The following is a 14,638-nucleotide window of genomic DNA, read 5'->3' as shown; positions in this document are numbered from 1 at the left end:
CCCGCGTGCGGGAGAGGGGAGAAGGCGCGGGCACCATCGCTCTGGAATGCCGGAAACAGGAAATGCCGCAGACAACACCGGAAACCCTGCTGCCCGAGGGCCTGACACACACAACGATGACCGAGCGCATCGCCGGCCTGGTGCTGGAGCCGCGCGCGCGAGGCCGGTGGCGGCTGGCATTTGCGGTGTCCGCGGCGCTGGCGCTGATGTTTGTGGTGTGTCTGGGCACGGTGTTCACCGTCGGCGTCGGGCTGTTCGGGGTCAATATTCCGGTGGCCTGGGGTTTCCCCATCGTGAATACCATCTGGTGGATCGGTATCGCCCACGCGGGCACCCTGATCTCCGCGGTGCTGCTGCTCACGCGCCAGCCCTGGCGCGCGCCGGTGGCGCGGCTGGCGGAGGCGATGGCCCTGTTCGCGATCGTCTGCGCCGGCATCTACGCCATCGTCCACCTGGGTCGACCGCAGTTTATGCAGTTCCTGATACCTTATCCGAATACCATGGACCTGTGGCCCCAGTGGCGCAGCCCGCTGGTGTGGGATTTCTTCGCCATCTCCACCTATTTCGTGTTCACCCTGGGCTTTCTGTACTTCAGCCTGCTGCCGGATTTCGCCACCCTGCGCGACCGCGCGCACTCCCGCGGACTGCAGATTTTTTACGGGGTTATGGCGCTGGGCTGGCGCGGCTCGGCGCTGCACTGGGCGCGCTACGAGCAGGTCAACCGGGTGCTGGCGGCGGTGGCGGCGCCGATCGTGGTGTCGGTGACCGGCATCATCTCCCTGGACCTGGCGGTGTCGCTGGTGCCGGGGTTCCACTTCACCATCTTCCCGCCGTATTTCGTCGCCGGTGCGCTTTTTTCCGGATTTGCCACCGTGTCTTTCCTGGCGGTGGTCACCCGCGCGATGTTCGGCCTCAAAGACCTGATTACCCGCCGCCACCTGGATTACCTGGGGCGCATGATGCTGCTGTTCGCGCTGGTGGTGAACTACGCCTATATCCAGGAAGTTTTTACCGCCTGGTACTCCGGCGATCCGTACCAGCGCGCGGTGTATATCAACCGCTGGACCGGCCCCTACGCGCCCGCCTGGTGGGCTATGTTTGTGTGCAATTCGCTGCTGGTGCAACTGCTGTGGTTCAGGCGGGTGCGGCGCTCGCCGGCGATGCTGCTTGCGCTGGCGATCACCAGCAATATCGGCATGTGGCTCGAGCGCTTCCAGATAGTGTTCACCAGCACCTATGCGAGCTATATGCCCTCCGCCTGGGGCCTCTCCGGGCCCACCCTGTGGGACCTGTTGGTGGCACTGGGTTCGCTGGGACTGTTTGCATTCCTGCTGCTGGCGTTCGTGCGCCTGGCTCCGGTGGTGTCGATGCACGATATGCGGGTGTCGATCTACCGCGCGGTTCACAAGGAGAAAAGCGGTGACTGAGCAAAACCACTCCGAGCAAGACCACTATGGCCTGATCGCCCGCTTCGCCGGCCCGGAGGCGCTTGTAGCCGCCACCCTAAGCGCGCGCGAGGCCGGCTACCGGCGGCTGGAGGCCCACGCGCCTTTTCCCGTGCCGGGGCTGGCCGAGGCGCTGACCTTTCGCGAACGGGGTATTCCGCTGATTGCGCTGTCGCTGGGCGCAACCGCCGCGGCTGCGGCTTTTTTCCTGCAGTGGTACACCGCGGTGATCGACTATCCGTTTGTGGTGGGCGGCAAGCCACTCAACAGCTGGCCCGCGTTTCTGCCGGTCACCTTTCAAGTGGGCATCTTCTCCACGGTGATGGCCGCGACCATCACTATGTTGGCCAAAGACCGCCTGCCCCATTACTACCACCCGATATTCAACTGCGACGACTTTGCGCGCGCGTCCGCGGACGGATTTTTCCTGAGTGTTCGCGGCGGCGATCCCGCAGAGGTGGAGGATTTCCTGCGCGCGCAGGGGGCCGAAAATGTGCGGGAGCTGATGTTGTGAGAAGTTCACGCACAGAATCCAGGGTGGTGGCGGCCCAGCCCGGGAACGCGGAGCTCCAGCTCCGCTTGCGGGCCGCAGGCCCGCCCCGGGAGTTCGAAGTAATCCTGCGTTGCGGGAGCCGGCAATCAGCGCCCGCGGCCGGCGGAAAGTCCGATCGCGGCCATGGGCCGCTCCCGGCCGGACCGCTCCTACAGGAGCTTCGGAACCCAGCCCCACACCGGGGACCTGTGCTGATATTCACCGCAATATTCCTGCTCTGCGCCTGCGGCCAGGATATGCGCAACCAGCCCCGCTACGATCCCTACCAGGCCGCGCCCGGCTGGCCGAACGACCAGTCCGCCCGAATGCCGGTGGAGGGCACGGTATCCCGCAACCAGGCAGTGGAGACGCGCCCGACCACCCTGCCCGAACCCCTGAGCCGCGAACTGCTGGAACTCGGCCGCGAGCGTTTCGATATTTTTTGCAGCCCCTGCCACGGCGGTACCGGCAACGGCGACGGCGCCATCGTACAGCGCGGTTTTCCCGCGCCGCCGTCACTGCACAGCGCACGCCTGCGCAACGCGCCGCTCGGCCATTTCTACGATGTGATCAGCGACGGCTTCGGCGTGATGTATTCCTACGCCGCGCGGGTGCCGCCGGATGAGCGCTGGGCCATCGCCGCCTATATTCGCGCGCTGCAACTCTCGCAGCACGGCTCGCTGGAGGACCTCACCCCGCAGCAGCGCCGGGAACTGGAGCGGCAAAACCAGGGAGGAAAAGCGCCGTGACTCCGCGCGCGATACTGCCCGGTGGAATTGCACTGCTGGCACTGGGCGCGCTCGGCGCCGCGCTCGGCGGCGCGGCATTTGCCTCCAGCTGGCTGGCGGCGGCGCTGATCTGGGGCTCGCTGCCGCTGGGCGCGCTGGCGATGTTGATGACCCAGGGCCTCACCGGCGGGCGCTGGGGCGAACAGAGCCGCCCGCTGTGGCTGGCGCTGGCGGCGACCCTGCCGCTGTTCGCCGCGGCCATGCTGCCGCTGCTGTTCGGCCTGCACACGCTGTTTTCCTGGACCCTGCCCGCGCAGGAACTGCCGGAGGTGGTGCGCAACAAGCTCGCCTACCTGAACCGGCCTTTTTTTGTCGTTCGCAGCCTGGGCTATTTCGCGATCTGGCTGGGGCTCGCCTGGGCGCTGGGCGTGTGGCGGCGGCGCACCGCGCCGGTACAGGCGCCGGGACTGATCCTGTGGCTGCTGGCGCTGACGTTTTTCGCCTTCGACTGGTTTATGTCCCTGGAGCCGGAGTTCTATTCGGATATCTACGGGCTGATGCTGGGTACCGGTATGGTGGCCGCCGCCATCGCCTGCGCGCTGCTACTGGGCGCTCAGCACATGGACCCGGGCGCGCGCCGGGATATCGCCAATCTGTGGCTGGCGATACTGCTGGGCTGGGCATTCACCGCCTTTTCCCAGTACATCGTGATCTGGTCGGCAAACCTGCCCGACGAGATCGGCTGGTATATCCACCGCAGCCAAGGCGCCTGGCGGCCGATCAGTGTGATCTCCTTTGTGCTCTTCTTCCTGCTGCCGTTTATCGTTCTGCTGTCCAGCGCCGCCAAGGGACGCGCGGACTGGCTGATGTTTGCGGCGGCGTCCTGCCTGGCCGGACATATTCTGCAAATCTGCTGGCTGATACTGCCGGCGTTCGGCGGCTGGAGTGCACCACAGGTCTGGTTGGTGCCGGCACTGGTATTGGTCGTCGGCGCCATCTACGGGGCTGGTTACAACGCCGGCCAGCGAATAAACCGCGGGGCTGAAGATGATTAAACACGAGGCCGACCTTTCCCGGGTGCGCCCGATCGTCTACATCCTGCTGTTCACCCTGGCGCTGGTGCTGCTGGGCGGCCTGGCCATGTGGCCGCTCTATCTCTACTGGCTGCCGCGTCCCCCCGCCCCGGTGTTCGAACCGCTGCCGGTGCCGCCGGGGCAGGTGCGCCTGCAGCGCAACCCTCTCGCGGATCTGGCCGGCTACCAAGAGCGCGAGCAACAGCGGCTGCACAGCGTGGGCTGGGTGGACCGGGAGGCCGGGGTGGTGCATATGCCGATCGAGCGCGCGATGGACCTCCTGCTCGAGCGCGGCCTGCCAGATGCGGAGGCACCTCAGTGAACTGGCTCACCCGCGCCTGCCCGCTGCTTCTGCTGCTCACGCTGGCTGTCGAAGCGAAGCCGACAGCGGAGAAAACCCTGGATGCGGTGGCATTCAATCAGCGCATCGGCGCGCCGCTGCCGGCGACGGGGTTTCGCAATGCAAATGGCGACGCCGTGACACTCACCGCGCTGGTTGAACAGGGCCCGCTAATATTGGTGCTGTCCTGGTTCGAGTGCCCGCATCTCTGTCCCATGGTGCTGGACCAACTCGCCGGGGCCGCGGCCGATCTGCCGTTCGCCGCGGGGGATTACCGCGTGGCGGTGGTGAGTATCGATCCCCGGGAGACGCCGGCGCAGGCCGCGCAACTGGCTCGGCGCCTGCGCGAGCGGCACGGACAAATCGTCTCCAACTGGCAGCTGTTGACCGGCGGCGCCGCAGCCATCGATACCCTGGCCGATGCGGTGGGTTTTCAATATGCCTACGACGCAGAGCGCGACAGCTTCGCGCACCCGGCGGGGTTGGTGGTGGTCGCCACCGGCGGCCTGGTCAGCCGCTACCTGCTGCGCATCGAGCGCGGACAGCCGGACCTGCACCTGGCGCTGGTGGACGCCGGCCGCGGCAAACTTGGCAGCCCGGTGGACCAGTTGCTGCTGCGCTGCTATCACTTCGATCCGGATACGGGCCGCTACAGTGTCGCGGTGATGCGCCTGCTGCAGGTCGCCGGCGGACTGTCCCTGCTCGCACTGGGCGGTCTGATCGTCGGCCTACAGCGGAGGAGGTCGCCGTGAGCGAGCAGGCGATCGAAGATCCACAGATCGGGCTGCAACTGATCCCCCAGCAGGGCTCCGAATACGCGGCCCAGGTGGACCACCTGTATTACGCCCTGCTGGGTATTTCCGGGCTGTTGATGGCGATTCTCGCCGGCTTGGTGGTGGTGTTCGCGGCGCGCTACCGGCGCACCCTGGGTCGCGGGCGGGGAAAACTATTGTCCGACCGCAGCGGCCGCCGCGTGGAAATCGGCTTTGCGCTGTCGCTGTGCGCAGCCTTTATCGGGCTCTTCTTCTGGGCCAGCCATTTGTACCTGGAACTCTATGGCAAACCGGCGACGGACATCACCATCGACGTGGTGGCCAAACAGTGGATGTGGAAATTCCAACACCCGGACGGCACCCGCGAGATCAATACCCTGCACCTGCCGGTGGGGGAGACGGTGCAGCTGCGCATCACCTCCCAGGACGTGGTCCACAGCCTGTCGTTTCCGGCGTTCCGGCTCAAGCGCGACGCAGTGCCGGGCATGTATACCACCGCCCAGTTCACCCCGATCCGCACCGGCGAATCCCACCTGTTCTGCGCCGAGTACTGCGGCACCGACCACTCGCGCATGCGCGGCAAAGTGGTGGTGATGAGCCAGACCGGCTACCAGCGGTGGCTGGCGGGGCAGGGCGACGCACCCAGCCCGGCGGACGCCGGCGAGCAGCTTTTCCAGAGCTACGGCTGTAGCGGCTGCCACAAGCCCGGCGACGCCACACTGGCGCCGGAGCTGGCGGGCATTTTCGGCAAGCCAGTGCCGCTCGCCAGCGGCGAGACCGTCGTCGCGGACGAGGCCTACATCCGCGACTCCATTTTGCAGCCGCAGAAACAACTGGTGTCCGGCTACCAGCCAATCATGCCCAGCTATTCCGGGCAAATTTCTGAAGAGGAAATCCTGCAGATCATTTCCTATATCCAGTCACTGACACCCGGCGAGCAAAATGACTAGCGTTGTTTACAGTGAAAACGAAGACCGCCACGCGACGCCTCGGGACTACCTGAGCGGCGGCTGGAGCATCCGCTCCTGGCTGCTCACCGTCGACCACAAGCGCATCGCCTGGCTGTACGCGGTGTCCATCACCGGCTTTTTCTTCTTCGGCAGCGCCGCCGCGCTGCTGATCCGCCTGGAATTGATCAGCCCGGCCGGCGACCTGCTCAGCGCGGAGAGCTACAACAAACTTTTTTCCCTGCACGGTATCGTGATGGTGTGGTTTTTCCTGATCCCCTCGATACCCGCCACCCTGGGCAATTTCCTGCTGCCGATGATGATCGGCGCGCGGGATATGGCATTTCCCAAACTGAATTTATTGTCTTGGTATATCTATACACTCGGCGGTCTGTTTACGCTCGCGGCGGTGATCGCCGGCGGCGTGGATACCGGCTGGACCTTTTACACCCCGTATTCCACCCTGTTTTCCAACTCCGCGGTACTGGCCGCGGCCACCGGGGTTTTTATCGTCGGCTTTTCCTCGATTCTCACGGGGATCAATTTTATCGTCACCACTCACACCATGCGCGCCCCGGGGCTCAGCTGGTTGCGCCTGCCGCTGTTTGTGTGGGCCAACTATGCCACCGGCTTGGTTATGGTGCTGGCCACCCCAGTGCTGGCGGTTACCCTGCTGTTGATTGCGCTGGAACGTGTGCTGGGCATCGGTATTTTCGATCCGGCTCTGGGCGGCGATCCGCTGCTGTTCCAGCATCTGTTCTGGTTCTACTCGCACCCGGCGGTGTACATCATGATCCTGCCGGCGATGGGGGTGGTGTCTGAAATCGTCGCCTGCTTCTCGCGCAACCCGATCTTCGGCTATATGGGTATGGTGCTGTCGATAATGGCGATCGCACTGTTCGGCTTTGTAGTCTGGGGCCACCATATGTTCGTGTCCGGTCAGAGCATGTACGCGGGGATTTTGTTTTCTTTTTTTACTTTCCTGGTGGCGGTGCCCTCGGCGATCAAAACCCTGAACTGGACTGCGACCCTGTTTCGCGGACAGATCAGTTTTTCTGTGCCGATGATCTATGCACTGTCTTTTCTCGAACTGTTTACCGTCGGCGGACTGACCGGGGTTTTCCTCGCCGCCCTGGCGTTGGATGTGCACCTGCACGATACCTATTTCATCACCGCGCACTTTCACTACATCATGGTGGGCGGCGCGGTGACCGGCTATATGGGCGGGCTGCATTTTTGGTGGCCCAAACTCACCGGGCGCATGTACTCCAGGCCCTGGGCCACAGTGGCCGCACTGGCATTGCTGATCGGGCTCAACCTCACTTTCTATCCGCAGTTCCTGCTCGGCTACGCGGGCATGCCCCGGCGCTACCACTCCTACCCGGAGGAGTTCGAGATATTACAAGTGCTGTCCAGCCTGGGGGCCGGTGTGCTGGCCCTGGGCTACCTGCTGCCGCTGATCTACCTGTCCTGGTCCCTGCGCCACGGCGAAAAATCCGGACCCAATCCTTGGGACGCAACAGGGCTGGAGTGGCAGACCCCGTCACCGCCGCCGGTGCACAATTTTGCGGAAACCCCGGTGGTTACCGAGGAACCCTATGCCTACAAGTAGCGGACAGGCCGGCACAAGGCCGGAGGACGAAACGCCGCCGGAAACCCAGTTCGACGATATGGACCAGCAGCGCCACGCCGGGCTGCTGGGCATGTGGGTGTTCCTGCTCACCGAACTACTGCTGTTCGGCGGGCTCTTTGCCGCCTTCGCGATTCTGCGCCTGCAATACGCGAACGTCTTCGCGGAAGCGGCGCATCACCTGGATTTGAAACTGGCCGCGATCAATACCGCGCTGCTGTTGAGCAGCGGCCTCACCATGATGCTGGCCGAGCTGGCGGCGGGCGCGCGGCTGCGAAAAGTCGCGGTGTACTGGCTGCTGGCCACCATCCTCCTCGGCCTGGCGTTCCTGGCGATCAAGGGCTTCGAGTGGTACAGCGAATTCCGGCACCAATTGATGCCGGTGCTGGTCTTACCGTTCCGCTATCCCGGCGAACAGCCCGCGATTGCCGAGCTGTTTTTCAACTTATATTTCATCGCTACCGGCCTGCACGCGGTGCATATGCTGGTGGGCATCGCGATACTGGTGGTGATGCTGGCGCTGGTACGGCGCTGGCGCAGGCCGGACCGCCTCGACCGCCAGCTGCATATCGCCGGCCTCTACTGGGCCTTTATCGATGTGGTGTGGGTTTTTATTTTTACCCTGTTTTATTTGCTGAGAGGCTGAATTGAACTATCGCCCCGCCGTAATTACCTGGCTGGCACTGCTCATCCTGCTCGGGATCAGCCTGCTGGCGACCGCAATGGCTTCCACAGCCTTGCGCTACACGGTGCACTTTCTTTGTGCGATCGCCATGGCCGCGCTGGTGATGGTGGTATTTATGCAACTGCGGGCCGCCAGCGGACTGCTGCGGCTGTTCGCATTGGGCGGGTTGCTGTGGATTGCATTGCTGTTAATGCTGACCTTGGCGGATGTGCTGACGCGCTGAAGGCAAAACGTACGCGATGCCACTGGAAGCAAGAATCACCAGCTCCCGTTAGATCTGCTAACTGGTTCGCATAACCGGATTAAATGTCTGTTGTGCAAACAGCTCGATAAAACATTCTCTGATAGAGTGTCCCACTTCTTTTTAGCCCGGTATTTGTTGGTGGATTGGTCGGCTCCATAGGCTCGCGAAGCCGGGTTCTCCGCCAAACCCAATGCGTTCAAATGCCGTTATCTTCAGGGGGGGATTTATGCACAGGATTTTGGTGGGCAGTTTGTTGGTAATGCTATTGACGGCTTGCGGCGGAGGGGGCAGCGGGACAACCTCGTCCGATAATAATGATGAGACAACCTCGACCAACAATAATAACGGGGCAGACTCGTCCGGCAATAATGACAACAACAATGATACCGCCGATACGAGCGGGGATGTATCCCAGCCAGTAGAGTCACCCTTCACTCATCCCGGCCTCTTGCACACCGAGGCGGATTTCGAGCGTATGCGCACCAAGATCGCCGCAGGCGAGAACCCTTGGGCCGAAACCTGGAATACTCTGATCAACTATGAAGACACCAAATTGGATCAGGAACCCCAGGCGTTCACCACTCTCATTAGAGGCGGATCGGACGAAAATTACCTGACCCTGATCGAAGATCTGCGCGCTATGTACGGCCTCGCCCTGGCCTGGAATATCACCAAAGAGGATGCCTATGGCGATCTGGCCGTCACCTTCCTGAACGATTGGTCGTCCACCCTGGAAGAAGTGACTGGCAATACCGACAAATACCTTGCTGCCGGTCTTTACGGTTACCAACTTGCCAACATCGGGGAAATCATGCGCAGCTATGAGGGGTGGGCAGAGGCCGATATCGAGCGCTTTCAAACCATGCTACTGGAGCTGTTCTACCCCTTAAACAGCGATTGGCTGGCCAGACACGATGGTTCCTGCCTGTCCCACTTTTGGGCCAACTGGGACCTGGCCAACATCACCGGGATGATGGCCATCGGCATTTTTGCCGACCGCGAGGACATTTACCTGGAAGCCCTGGATTATCTCTACCACGGCCAGGGCACCGGTGCCCTGGATAACCTGGTGTACTACCTGCACGATGGCAACATGGGGCAATATCAGGAAAGCGGACGCGACCAAGGTCATTCCAATCTCGGCGTCACCCTGATGGGTGTGATTGCCAAACAGGCCTGGAATCAGGGCGACGACCTTTTTGCCTGGGAGAACTATCGTTTGCTGTCGGCGATGGAGTACATCGCCCGCTATAACGTCAATGAAGAAGTGCCTTTCACACCCTACGGACCCAACTGTGTTGACAGGTACAATGAATCTATTTCCAGCCACTCGCGCGGACACAAACGCCGTTCCTGGATGTTGCCGTTGAACCACTACCGGAACCGACTCGGCATTGCGACTCCGTGGATGGAAGCCAAACACGCGGATGTTGGCCGTGAAGTCTGGCGCTGGAGCAACGATGAATTGGGCTGGGGCTCCCTGACCGAAGCGTTGGATGAACCTGAAATCGGCGGCGCTCCGCGCGGCCTGACAGCGCGTATCGAAGGCGATACTGTTGTCCTGTCGTGGTGGGGTGCATATGGCGCGGAGAGTTATCAATTGCAGCGTGCCGACGACGTGGACGGTGAGTTTGCCACCATTGCCACGATTTACCCTGGCGAGTATCTGACCCATACCGATACCGATGTCCAGACCGGACAGGATTACCATTACCGGGTAACCGCCCTGTCCGCCGACGGTCTAAGCGAGCCATCCAAAACCGCCCTGGCGGAAGTGGGCACGCGCCTGAAAGTGCATCTCACTTTTGACGAGAGCGAATCCGACACACTGAAGAACAGCGTGAATGACAGCGACATCGGCACCCTGATGAACGGCGCCGAACTGGTACCGGGAGTCACTGGCCAGGCTGTATCGCTGGATGGCGTGGACGATTTTGTGCAGCTCGATGAAGGGGTGGTTGAGGAGCTGTCTGACTTCACTGTGGCTGCCTGGCTCCACCTGGACGAAGCCAAAACCAATGCGCGCCTGTTTGATTTCGGTGTCAGCGACCAGCGCTATATGACTCTGCTTCCAGCCACTGCTGACGGCGTTGCCCGATTCGCAATCACCAAAGTCAGTTACCATGCGGATGAAGTCATCACCGCAAATGATCCCCTGGAAACCGGAAGCTGGGTGCACCTGGCGGTAACGCTTAAAAACGGCGTTGGGATTTTGTATGTGAACGGGGCGGAAGCCGCCCGCCACGAGACAATGGCACTGGCGCCCTTCCGGCTGAACAGCACCAACCAAAATTGGCTGGGCCGCTCGCAATATTCTGCCGATGCCTTCCTGGCCGGCAAGATTGACGATTTCAGAATCTATAGCGGTGCCTTGTCCGCCAGTGAGATTGGCACTTTGGCGACGCCTTGACTGTTGCTGTTCGCCAATCCGGTTAACTTGTAATAGCGACGGGTTACTGGATGGCGGCGTTCGATGAAAAAGCCCCGGCAGATCACTCTGCCGGGGCTTTGTTGGTTTTTAATAGATACGAATTTAAAGACCTTACTTCGTTGTCAATCCCGAACACAAAGTAATCGCTGAGAGCGCTCGAAAAATATGGCTTTAACGGTGCGCCTTCAGCGATCGTTTAATCGTCAGCCCATCCGGTGGAGAGCACAAATCTTGTTGCCGGACGGGTCGCGCAGGTAAGCCAGGTAAAGCTTGCCCATAACGGCTTCGCGCGCACCCGGGGGATCTTCGCACTCGGTACCGCCATTGGCCAGCCCCGCTGCGTGCCAGCCATCGGCCATCTCGGGACTCCCTGCCGCGAAGCCAATGGTGCTACCGTTGCCGTGGCATGCCGGTTCGTTATTGATGGGTTTGGTGATTGCAAAGGCGCCGTTTTTGGTGAAGTAGAAGCAGCGGCCCTTCTCATCCATAACGCCCGGCTCGTGGCCCAGGGCTCCCAGAATGGCGTCGTAGAATATTTTGGATTCCTCGACGTCATTGGCGCCGATCATTATATGGCTGAACATTCTTTATCTCCTCATTTACAATTGAAAGCGCTGCAATAAATAGGCCTTGTTTCGGTCACCAGTTGAGTGCGGTTCCGGGGTCAGTATAAATTAAATCCGATCCGCGCGAAGATGGCGCAGACGCCGGAGGCATCGGACCATACTTCCATCAAGCGGCGTATCGAGGCTGCCCGGGAAGCCAGGCAGCCGCGAAACCTGTTCCCCTTTGCCGGTAACCCCCGCGAATCCATGCCTGAAGGCATTCCCCTGTCCCTGGACGGCTATCTGGAACTGGTGGACTGGAGCGGACGCATTCTGCGTGAGGGCAAGCGCGGCGCCATCGACGAAAAACTGCCACCGATTCTCGACAGATTGCAGATTGATCCACAGCACTGGCTCTACCTCAACCGGAACTTCGAGAGCCGCTTCAAATCCCTGGTGGGCGCCGCGCACTCGATGCGCAGTGCTTGCGAGCGGCTCGGCAAGCGCTGGGCGCAGGGCATCCGAGACTGCGAGCGCTATTTCTCTCCACCCGCTGCCTCCTGACCACTTGTTTGTCTCTTAAAGAGCACCATCGCAGGCTTTGCGAGGGTTTTCTACATTTCCAAAACGCCGCTTGGCACGCCATTCACCGCCTGCCGAGAAATATCATCTACCGGCTGAGTTCATTGAGCCTTGTAACCGATTTGAAGTCACGCCTGTTTCATCTTTCAATTAGTGGGTGTCCTATTCTTCTCTATTCTTCTTTCTATCTCAACCGGAACTTCGAGAGCCGCTTCAAATCCCTGGTGGGCGCCGCGCATTCGATGCGCAGTGCCTGCGAGCGGCTCGGCAAGCGCTGGGCGCAGGGCATCCGCGACTGCGAGCGCTATTTCTCGCCACCCGCTGCTTCCTGACCACTTGTTTTTCTCTTAAAGAGCACCATCGCAGGCTTTGCGAGGGTTTTCTACATTTCCAAAACGCCGCTTGGCACGCCATTCACCGCCTGCCGAGAAATATCATCTACCGGCTGAGTTCATTGAGCCTTGTAACCGATTTGAAGTCACGCCTGTTTCATCTTTCAATTAGTGGGTGTCCTATTCTTCTTTCCTATTCTTCTTTCTTCCCCGCCGCTGGAGCGGTAATCGTCACACCAGCTCTACAACGACAAAGCCCCGGTAGGACAACCTGCCGGGGCTTTTGTGGGCGTCCACTTGTTTGACGCATCCTAACTAAAATTCAAAATCTGAATGATATGGGTAGCAAACAGAACAAATACTAAACAGGCCGCAAACACATATCCCTTATTTTTATCCGACTTTTCCATACAGTCATATCGTGCAACGTAATTCGACCACCTGCTTGATTTAAAGAAAAAAAAAGAAATTGAAAATCACTATGGCTACAAATGGCCAAAATGAACTGATGGATTCAGGCAAAAAAGGAAATAGATTAATCTCAGACAACGTAGAGATGCCATTTTTCCTGAGAGCAATTTCCACCGTCATAAACGCAAAAGAAACTAGCACACAAAGTATAGAAACGGCCCAAACATGCGGAGCACCTCTATTCCCCCCCCACTTTGTTGAGCTAAAGCGATACAAACTATAAAACAAAAATGGGTAGCTAATAACAGAGCCCTTATTTTTCATTTTTCAACACCCCAAGCCATCAAGAACAAAAAATCAATCTGAATACATATATTCGATGGCTCGGTGAAGATCGTCATACCGACCTGGAGGAGAAATTGATGGTTGCGGCCCTATTTTTATCGCGGCATCCAGAACACGAGGCCCTACTATGGGGGCCCTGCCGGGGCATTGGTGGGATACCCAAAAATCACTTCGCCTGACTTTGCTCTACTTGGACAGGTAAAAAACAAGCAGGTATTTTTATCAGCTTATCGAAATTGGTTTTCCAAATATCAAGCTCAAATAAATTCCCTTTTTGGTCTACATAGAGTGAGGCAATAACATTAATGTCATCAGCGTCCGCAAACTGACATTCACTTACTTGCCGACCAAACTCTCGATCATATTCAGCTAACCCTTGAACAACTAATTTCAAACTTCCCATCCCGCCGTCATCCATGTCCTCTACGGCAAGTTTCTCCGCCCAGTCATCCGGAAGAGTAAAGTCTTTAGCCTCTGATACTAAATGTTTAATTAAGCGCTGCTCATCCCTAGTCGGTTTACGGTACACCGTGAATTCTCCCAACATTGATTGTTCCGTCAAGAAGCTAGGGGGGGGTGAGCCTGCCCCATTGGCCTGCATTTTAAAGCAAAAAATACAACGCCAAAACTGTAGGTAAAAGTACTGAGGAAATCACATAGCCGACAAACATTCTTTTTTCATTGCCCATACCTATTGCATTTGATTCCATATACTTCTGAATATCATCACCACACAAAAAATATATGCATATAAAATTGAGCAGCATTGAAGAAAGTGCAATTACGATTGCAGGTGCAGTCCAATTCGAATATATATGAATTACATCTATCTCAAATAACAGAGATGCAAGAGCTGGGAAACACGCAAGGTTTAAGCTCATTAAAAATGACATAAGGTAAACAGCATTTACTTTATTATACTCATCACTTGGATTTCGCTGAGAAATCCAAGTGTAGCAAGCCAAAAATAAGCCTATATAACTTTTTTTAATACTAAGCATAAAAAACCTAACAATTGCCAGACACTGCACACATCTTATCAGCTAAAGGCCCGCTTAAAGACTCGACACCAACAGTAGCGTCAAAAATAAAATAACTAGCACCGGCAACCCATCCCGGGGGACCACCAAAAAATGATATCGTACCCATTGCCGCATCAGTAGAAGCTTTCCCTACACCAGGAATATCGCCATTGATGCCAGCATTAATTCCCTTACCAACACTTAATGTAGTGCCCACCACAAAAAAGGGCTTCGACGCCACGTTTAATGATTTCATTAATTTAGAATTTGACATTGCATTTGTAATAGGGAACGGGGTCCATCTGCCATTTTGTATATCAACCCTACCATTTACATTTCGTAAAGAGTGCTTTAAATAACCAGCCCAAAGATAGGCAGCACCACCCGTTAATTGATCTACAGGACCAAAATAGTCATTTACTGACTCCATATAAACCCCAGCGCATGCCATTGGCGCACGACATCCCCCCTCTTGTGCAGAGACATCACCCCGAGGCCGGTCCTACCTTAGCTTCCGGTTTTCTCCAGTGCAATCAACGGCTTACCGCCCGCGTTCCCCGGCGCCGCCGGCCC

At 58.6% G+C, this 14,638-nt stretch carries 17 protein-coding genes; 13 read left to right on the top strand and 4 right to left on the bottom strand.

All coding sequences use genetic code 11. The features are described 5' to 3' along the window. Window positions 1–62 precede the first annotated feature (62 nt). From nrfD to FHS09_RS06415, 11 genes are all read left to right on the top strand, one after another. A complete protein-coding gene (gene nrfD / locus FHS09_RS06465; protein ID WP_183457947.1) occupies window positions 63–1,427 on the top strand; it encodes an NrfD/PsrC family molybdoenzyme membrane anchor subunit in 1,365 nt (454 codons plus the stop codon). Further along, on the top strand, window positions 1,420–1,959 hold the full coding sequence (locus tag FHS09_RS06460) for a quinol:electron acceptor oxidoreductase subunit ActD (protein ID WP_183457945.1): 540 nt from the start codon (window positions 1,420–1,422) through the stop codon (window positions 1,957–1,959). The genes nrfD and FHS09_RS06460 overlap by 8 nt, the downstream gene beginning before the upstream one ends. A gap of 227 nt (window positions 1,960–2,186) precedes the next feature. Further along, on the top strand, window positions 2,187–2,726 hold the full coding sequence (locus FHS09_RS06455) for a c-type cytochrome (RefSeq protein ID WP_221191835.1): 540 nt from the start codon (window positions 2,187–2,189) through the stop codon (window positions 2,724–2,726). Continuing rightward, on the top strand, window positions 2,723–3,760 hold the full coding sequence (locus FHS09_RS06450; protein WP_183457943.1) for a hypothetical protein: 1,038 nt from the start codon (window positions 2,723–2,725) through the stop codon (window positions 3,758–3,760). Before FHS09_RS06455 ends, FHS09_RS06450 begins: the two co-directional genes overlap by 4 nt. Then, window positions 3,753–4,100 carry a hypothetical protein gene (locus FHS09_RS06445; RefSeq protein WP_183457941.1) on the top strand — a complete coding sequence of 116 codons (348 nt, stop codon included), beginning with the start codon at window positions 3,753–3,755 and terminating at the stop codon, window positions 4,098–4,100. The genes FHS09_RS06450 and FHS09_RS06445 overlap by 8 nt, the downstream gene beginning before the upstream one ends. After that, the gene (locus FHS09_RS06440; RefSeq protein ID WP_183457939.1) at window positions 4,097–4,870 is read left to right on the top strand and encodes an SCO family protein; all 774 of its coding nucleotides are present in this window, start codon (window positions 4,097–4,099) and stop codon (window positions 4,868–4,870) included. The genes FHS09_RS06445 and FHS09_RS06440 overlap by 4 nt, the downstream gene beginning before the upstream one ends. Next, a complete protein-coding gene (gene coxB, locus FHS09_RS23200; RefSeq protein ID WP_183457937.1) occupies window positions 4,867–5,841 on the top strand; it encodes a cytochrome c oxidase subunit II in 975 nt (324 codons plus the stop codon). The genes FHS09_RS06440 and coxB overlap by 4 nt, the downstream gene beginning before the upstream one ends. Beyond that, entirely contained in the window at window positions 5,834–7,450 is a 1,617-nt protein-coding gene (locus FHS09_RS06430; protein ID WP_183457935.1) for a cytochrome c oxidase subunit I, read from the top strand. Before coxB ends, FHS09_RS06430 begins: the two co-directional genes overlap by 8 nt. Further along, complete coding sequence (locus tag FHS09_RS06425; protein ID WP_183457933.1) at window positions 7,437–8,114, top strand: cytochrome c oxidase subunit 3; 678 nt, start codon at window positions 7,437–7,439, stop codon at window positions 8,112–8,114. The genes FHS09_RS06430 and FHS09_RS06425 overlap by 14 nt, the downstream gene beginning before the upstream one ends. A gap of 1 nt (window position 8,115) precedes the next feature. Next, complete coding sequence (locus FHS09_RS06420) at window positions 8,116–8,376, top strand: oxidase (protein WP_183457931.1); 261 nt, start codon at window positions 8,116–8,118, stop codon at window positions 8,374–8,376. Window positions 8,377–8,623: 247 nt separating this feature from the next. Continuing rightward, complete coding sequence (locus FHS09_RS06415) at window positions 8,624–10,807, top strand: LamG-like jellyroll fold domain-containing protein (protein ID WP_183457929.1); 2,184 nt, start codon at window positions 8,624–8,626, stop codon at window positions 10,805–10,807. Between the two features lie 224 nt (window positions 10,808–11,031). On the opposite strand, the gene FHS09_RS06410 is transcribed toward FHS09_RS06415, so the two are convergent. After that, window positions 11,032–11,412, bottom strand: coding sequence for a VOC family protein (locus tag FHS09_RS06410; protein ID WP_183457927.1), 381 nt, complete (start codon window positions 11,410–11,412; stop codon window positions 11,032–11,034). A 111-nt stretch (window positions 11,413–11,523) separates the two neighbouring features. On the opposite strand from FHS09_RS06410, the gene FHS09_RS06405 reads away from it, so the two are divergent. Together FHS09_RS06405 and FHS09_RS06400 are read left to right on the top strand one after the other, a co-directional pair. Next, window positions 11,524–11,937 (top strand): hypothetical protein, encoded by a 414-nt coding sequence (locus FHS09_RS06405; RefSeq protein WP_183457925.1) that lies wholly within the window; start codon window positions 11,524–11,526, stop codon window positions 11,935–11,937. An 8-nt stretch (window positions 11,938–11,945) separates the two neighbouring features. After that, a complete protein-coding gene (locus FHS09_RS06400) occupies window positions 11,946–12,287 on the top strand; it encodes a hypothetical protein (RefSeq protein ID WP_183457923.1) in 342 nt (113 codons plus the stop codon). A gap of 922 nt (window positions 12,288–13,209) precedes the next feature. Here the strand turns inward: FHS09_RS06400 and FHS09_RS06395 are convergent. From FHS09_RS06395 to FHS09_RS06385, 3 genes are read right to left on the bottom strand one after another with little or no spacing between them, the layout of a single operon-like run. Beyond that, complete coding sequence (locus tag FHS09_RS06395; protein WP_183457921.1) at window positions 13,210–13,590, bottom strand: DUF6984 family protein; 381 nt, start codon at window positions 13,588–13,590, stop codon at window positions 13,210–13,212. Window positions 13,591–13,645: 55 nt separating this feature from the next. Further along, window positions 13,646–14,044, bottom strand: a complete 399-nt coding sequence (locus FHS09_RS06390; RefSeq protein ID WP_183457919.1) for a hypothetical protein — start codon at window positions 14,042–14,044, stop codon at window positions 13,646–13,648. 7 nt (window positions 14,045–14,051) lie between these two features. Next, window positions 14,052–14,495, bottom strand: a complete 444-nt coding sequence (locus tag FHS09_RS06385) for a hypothetical protein (RefSeq protein WP_183457917.1) — start codon at window positions 14,493–14,495, stop codon at window positions 14,052–14,054. Between the last annotated feature and the right edge of the window lie 143 nt (window positions 14,496–14,638).

The sequence above is a fragment of the Microbulbifer rhizosphaerae genome, assembly GCF_014191725.1.
GTDB classification, from domain to species: Bacteria; Pseudomonadota; Gammaproteobacteria; order Pseudomonadales; family Cellvibrionaceae; genus Microbulbifer; species Microbulbifer rhizosphaerae.
This window is presented reverse-complemented; position numbering and strand designations above follow the sequence as displayed.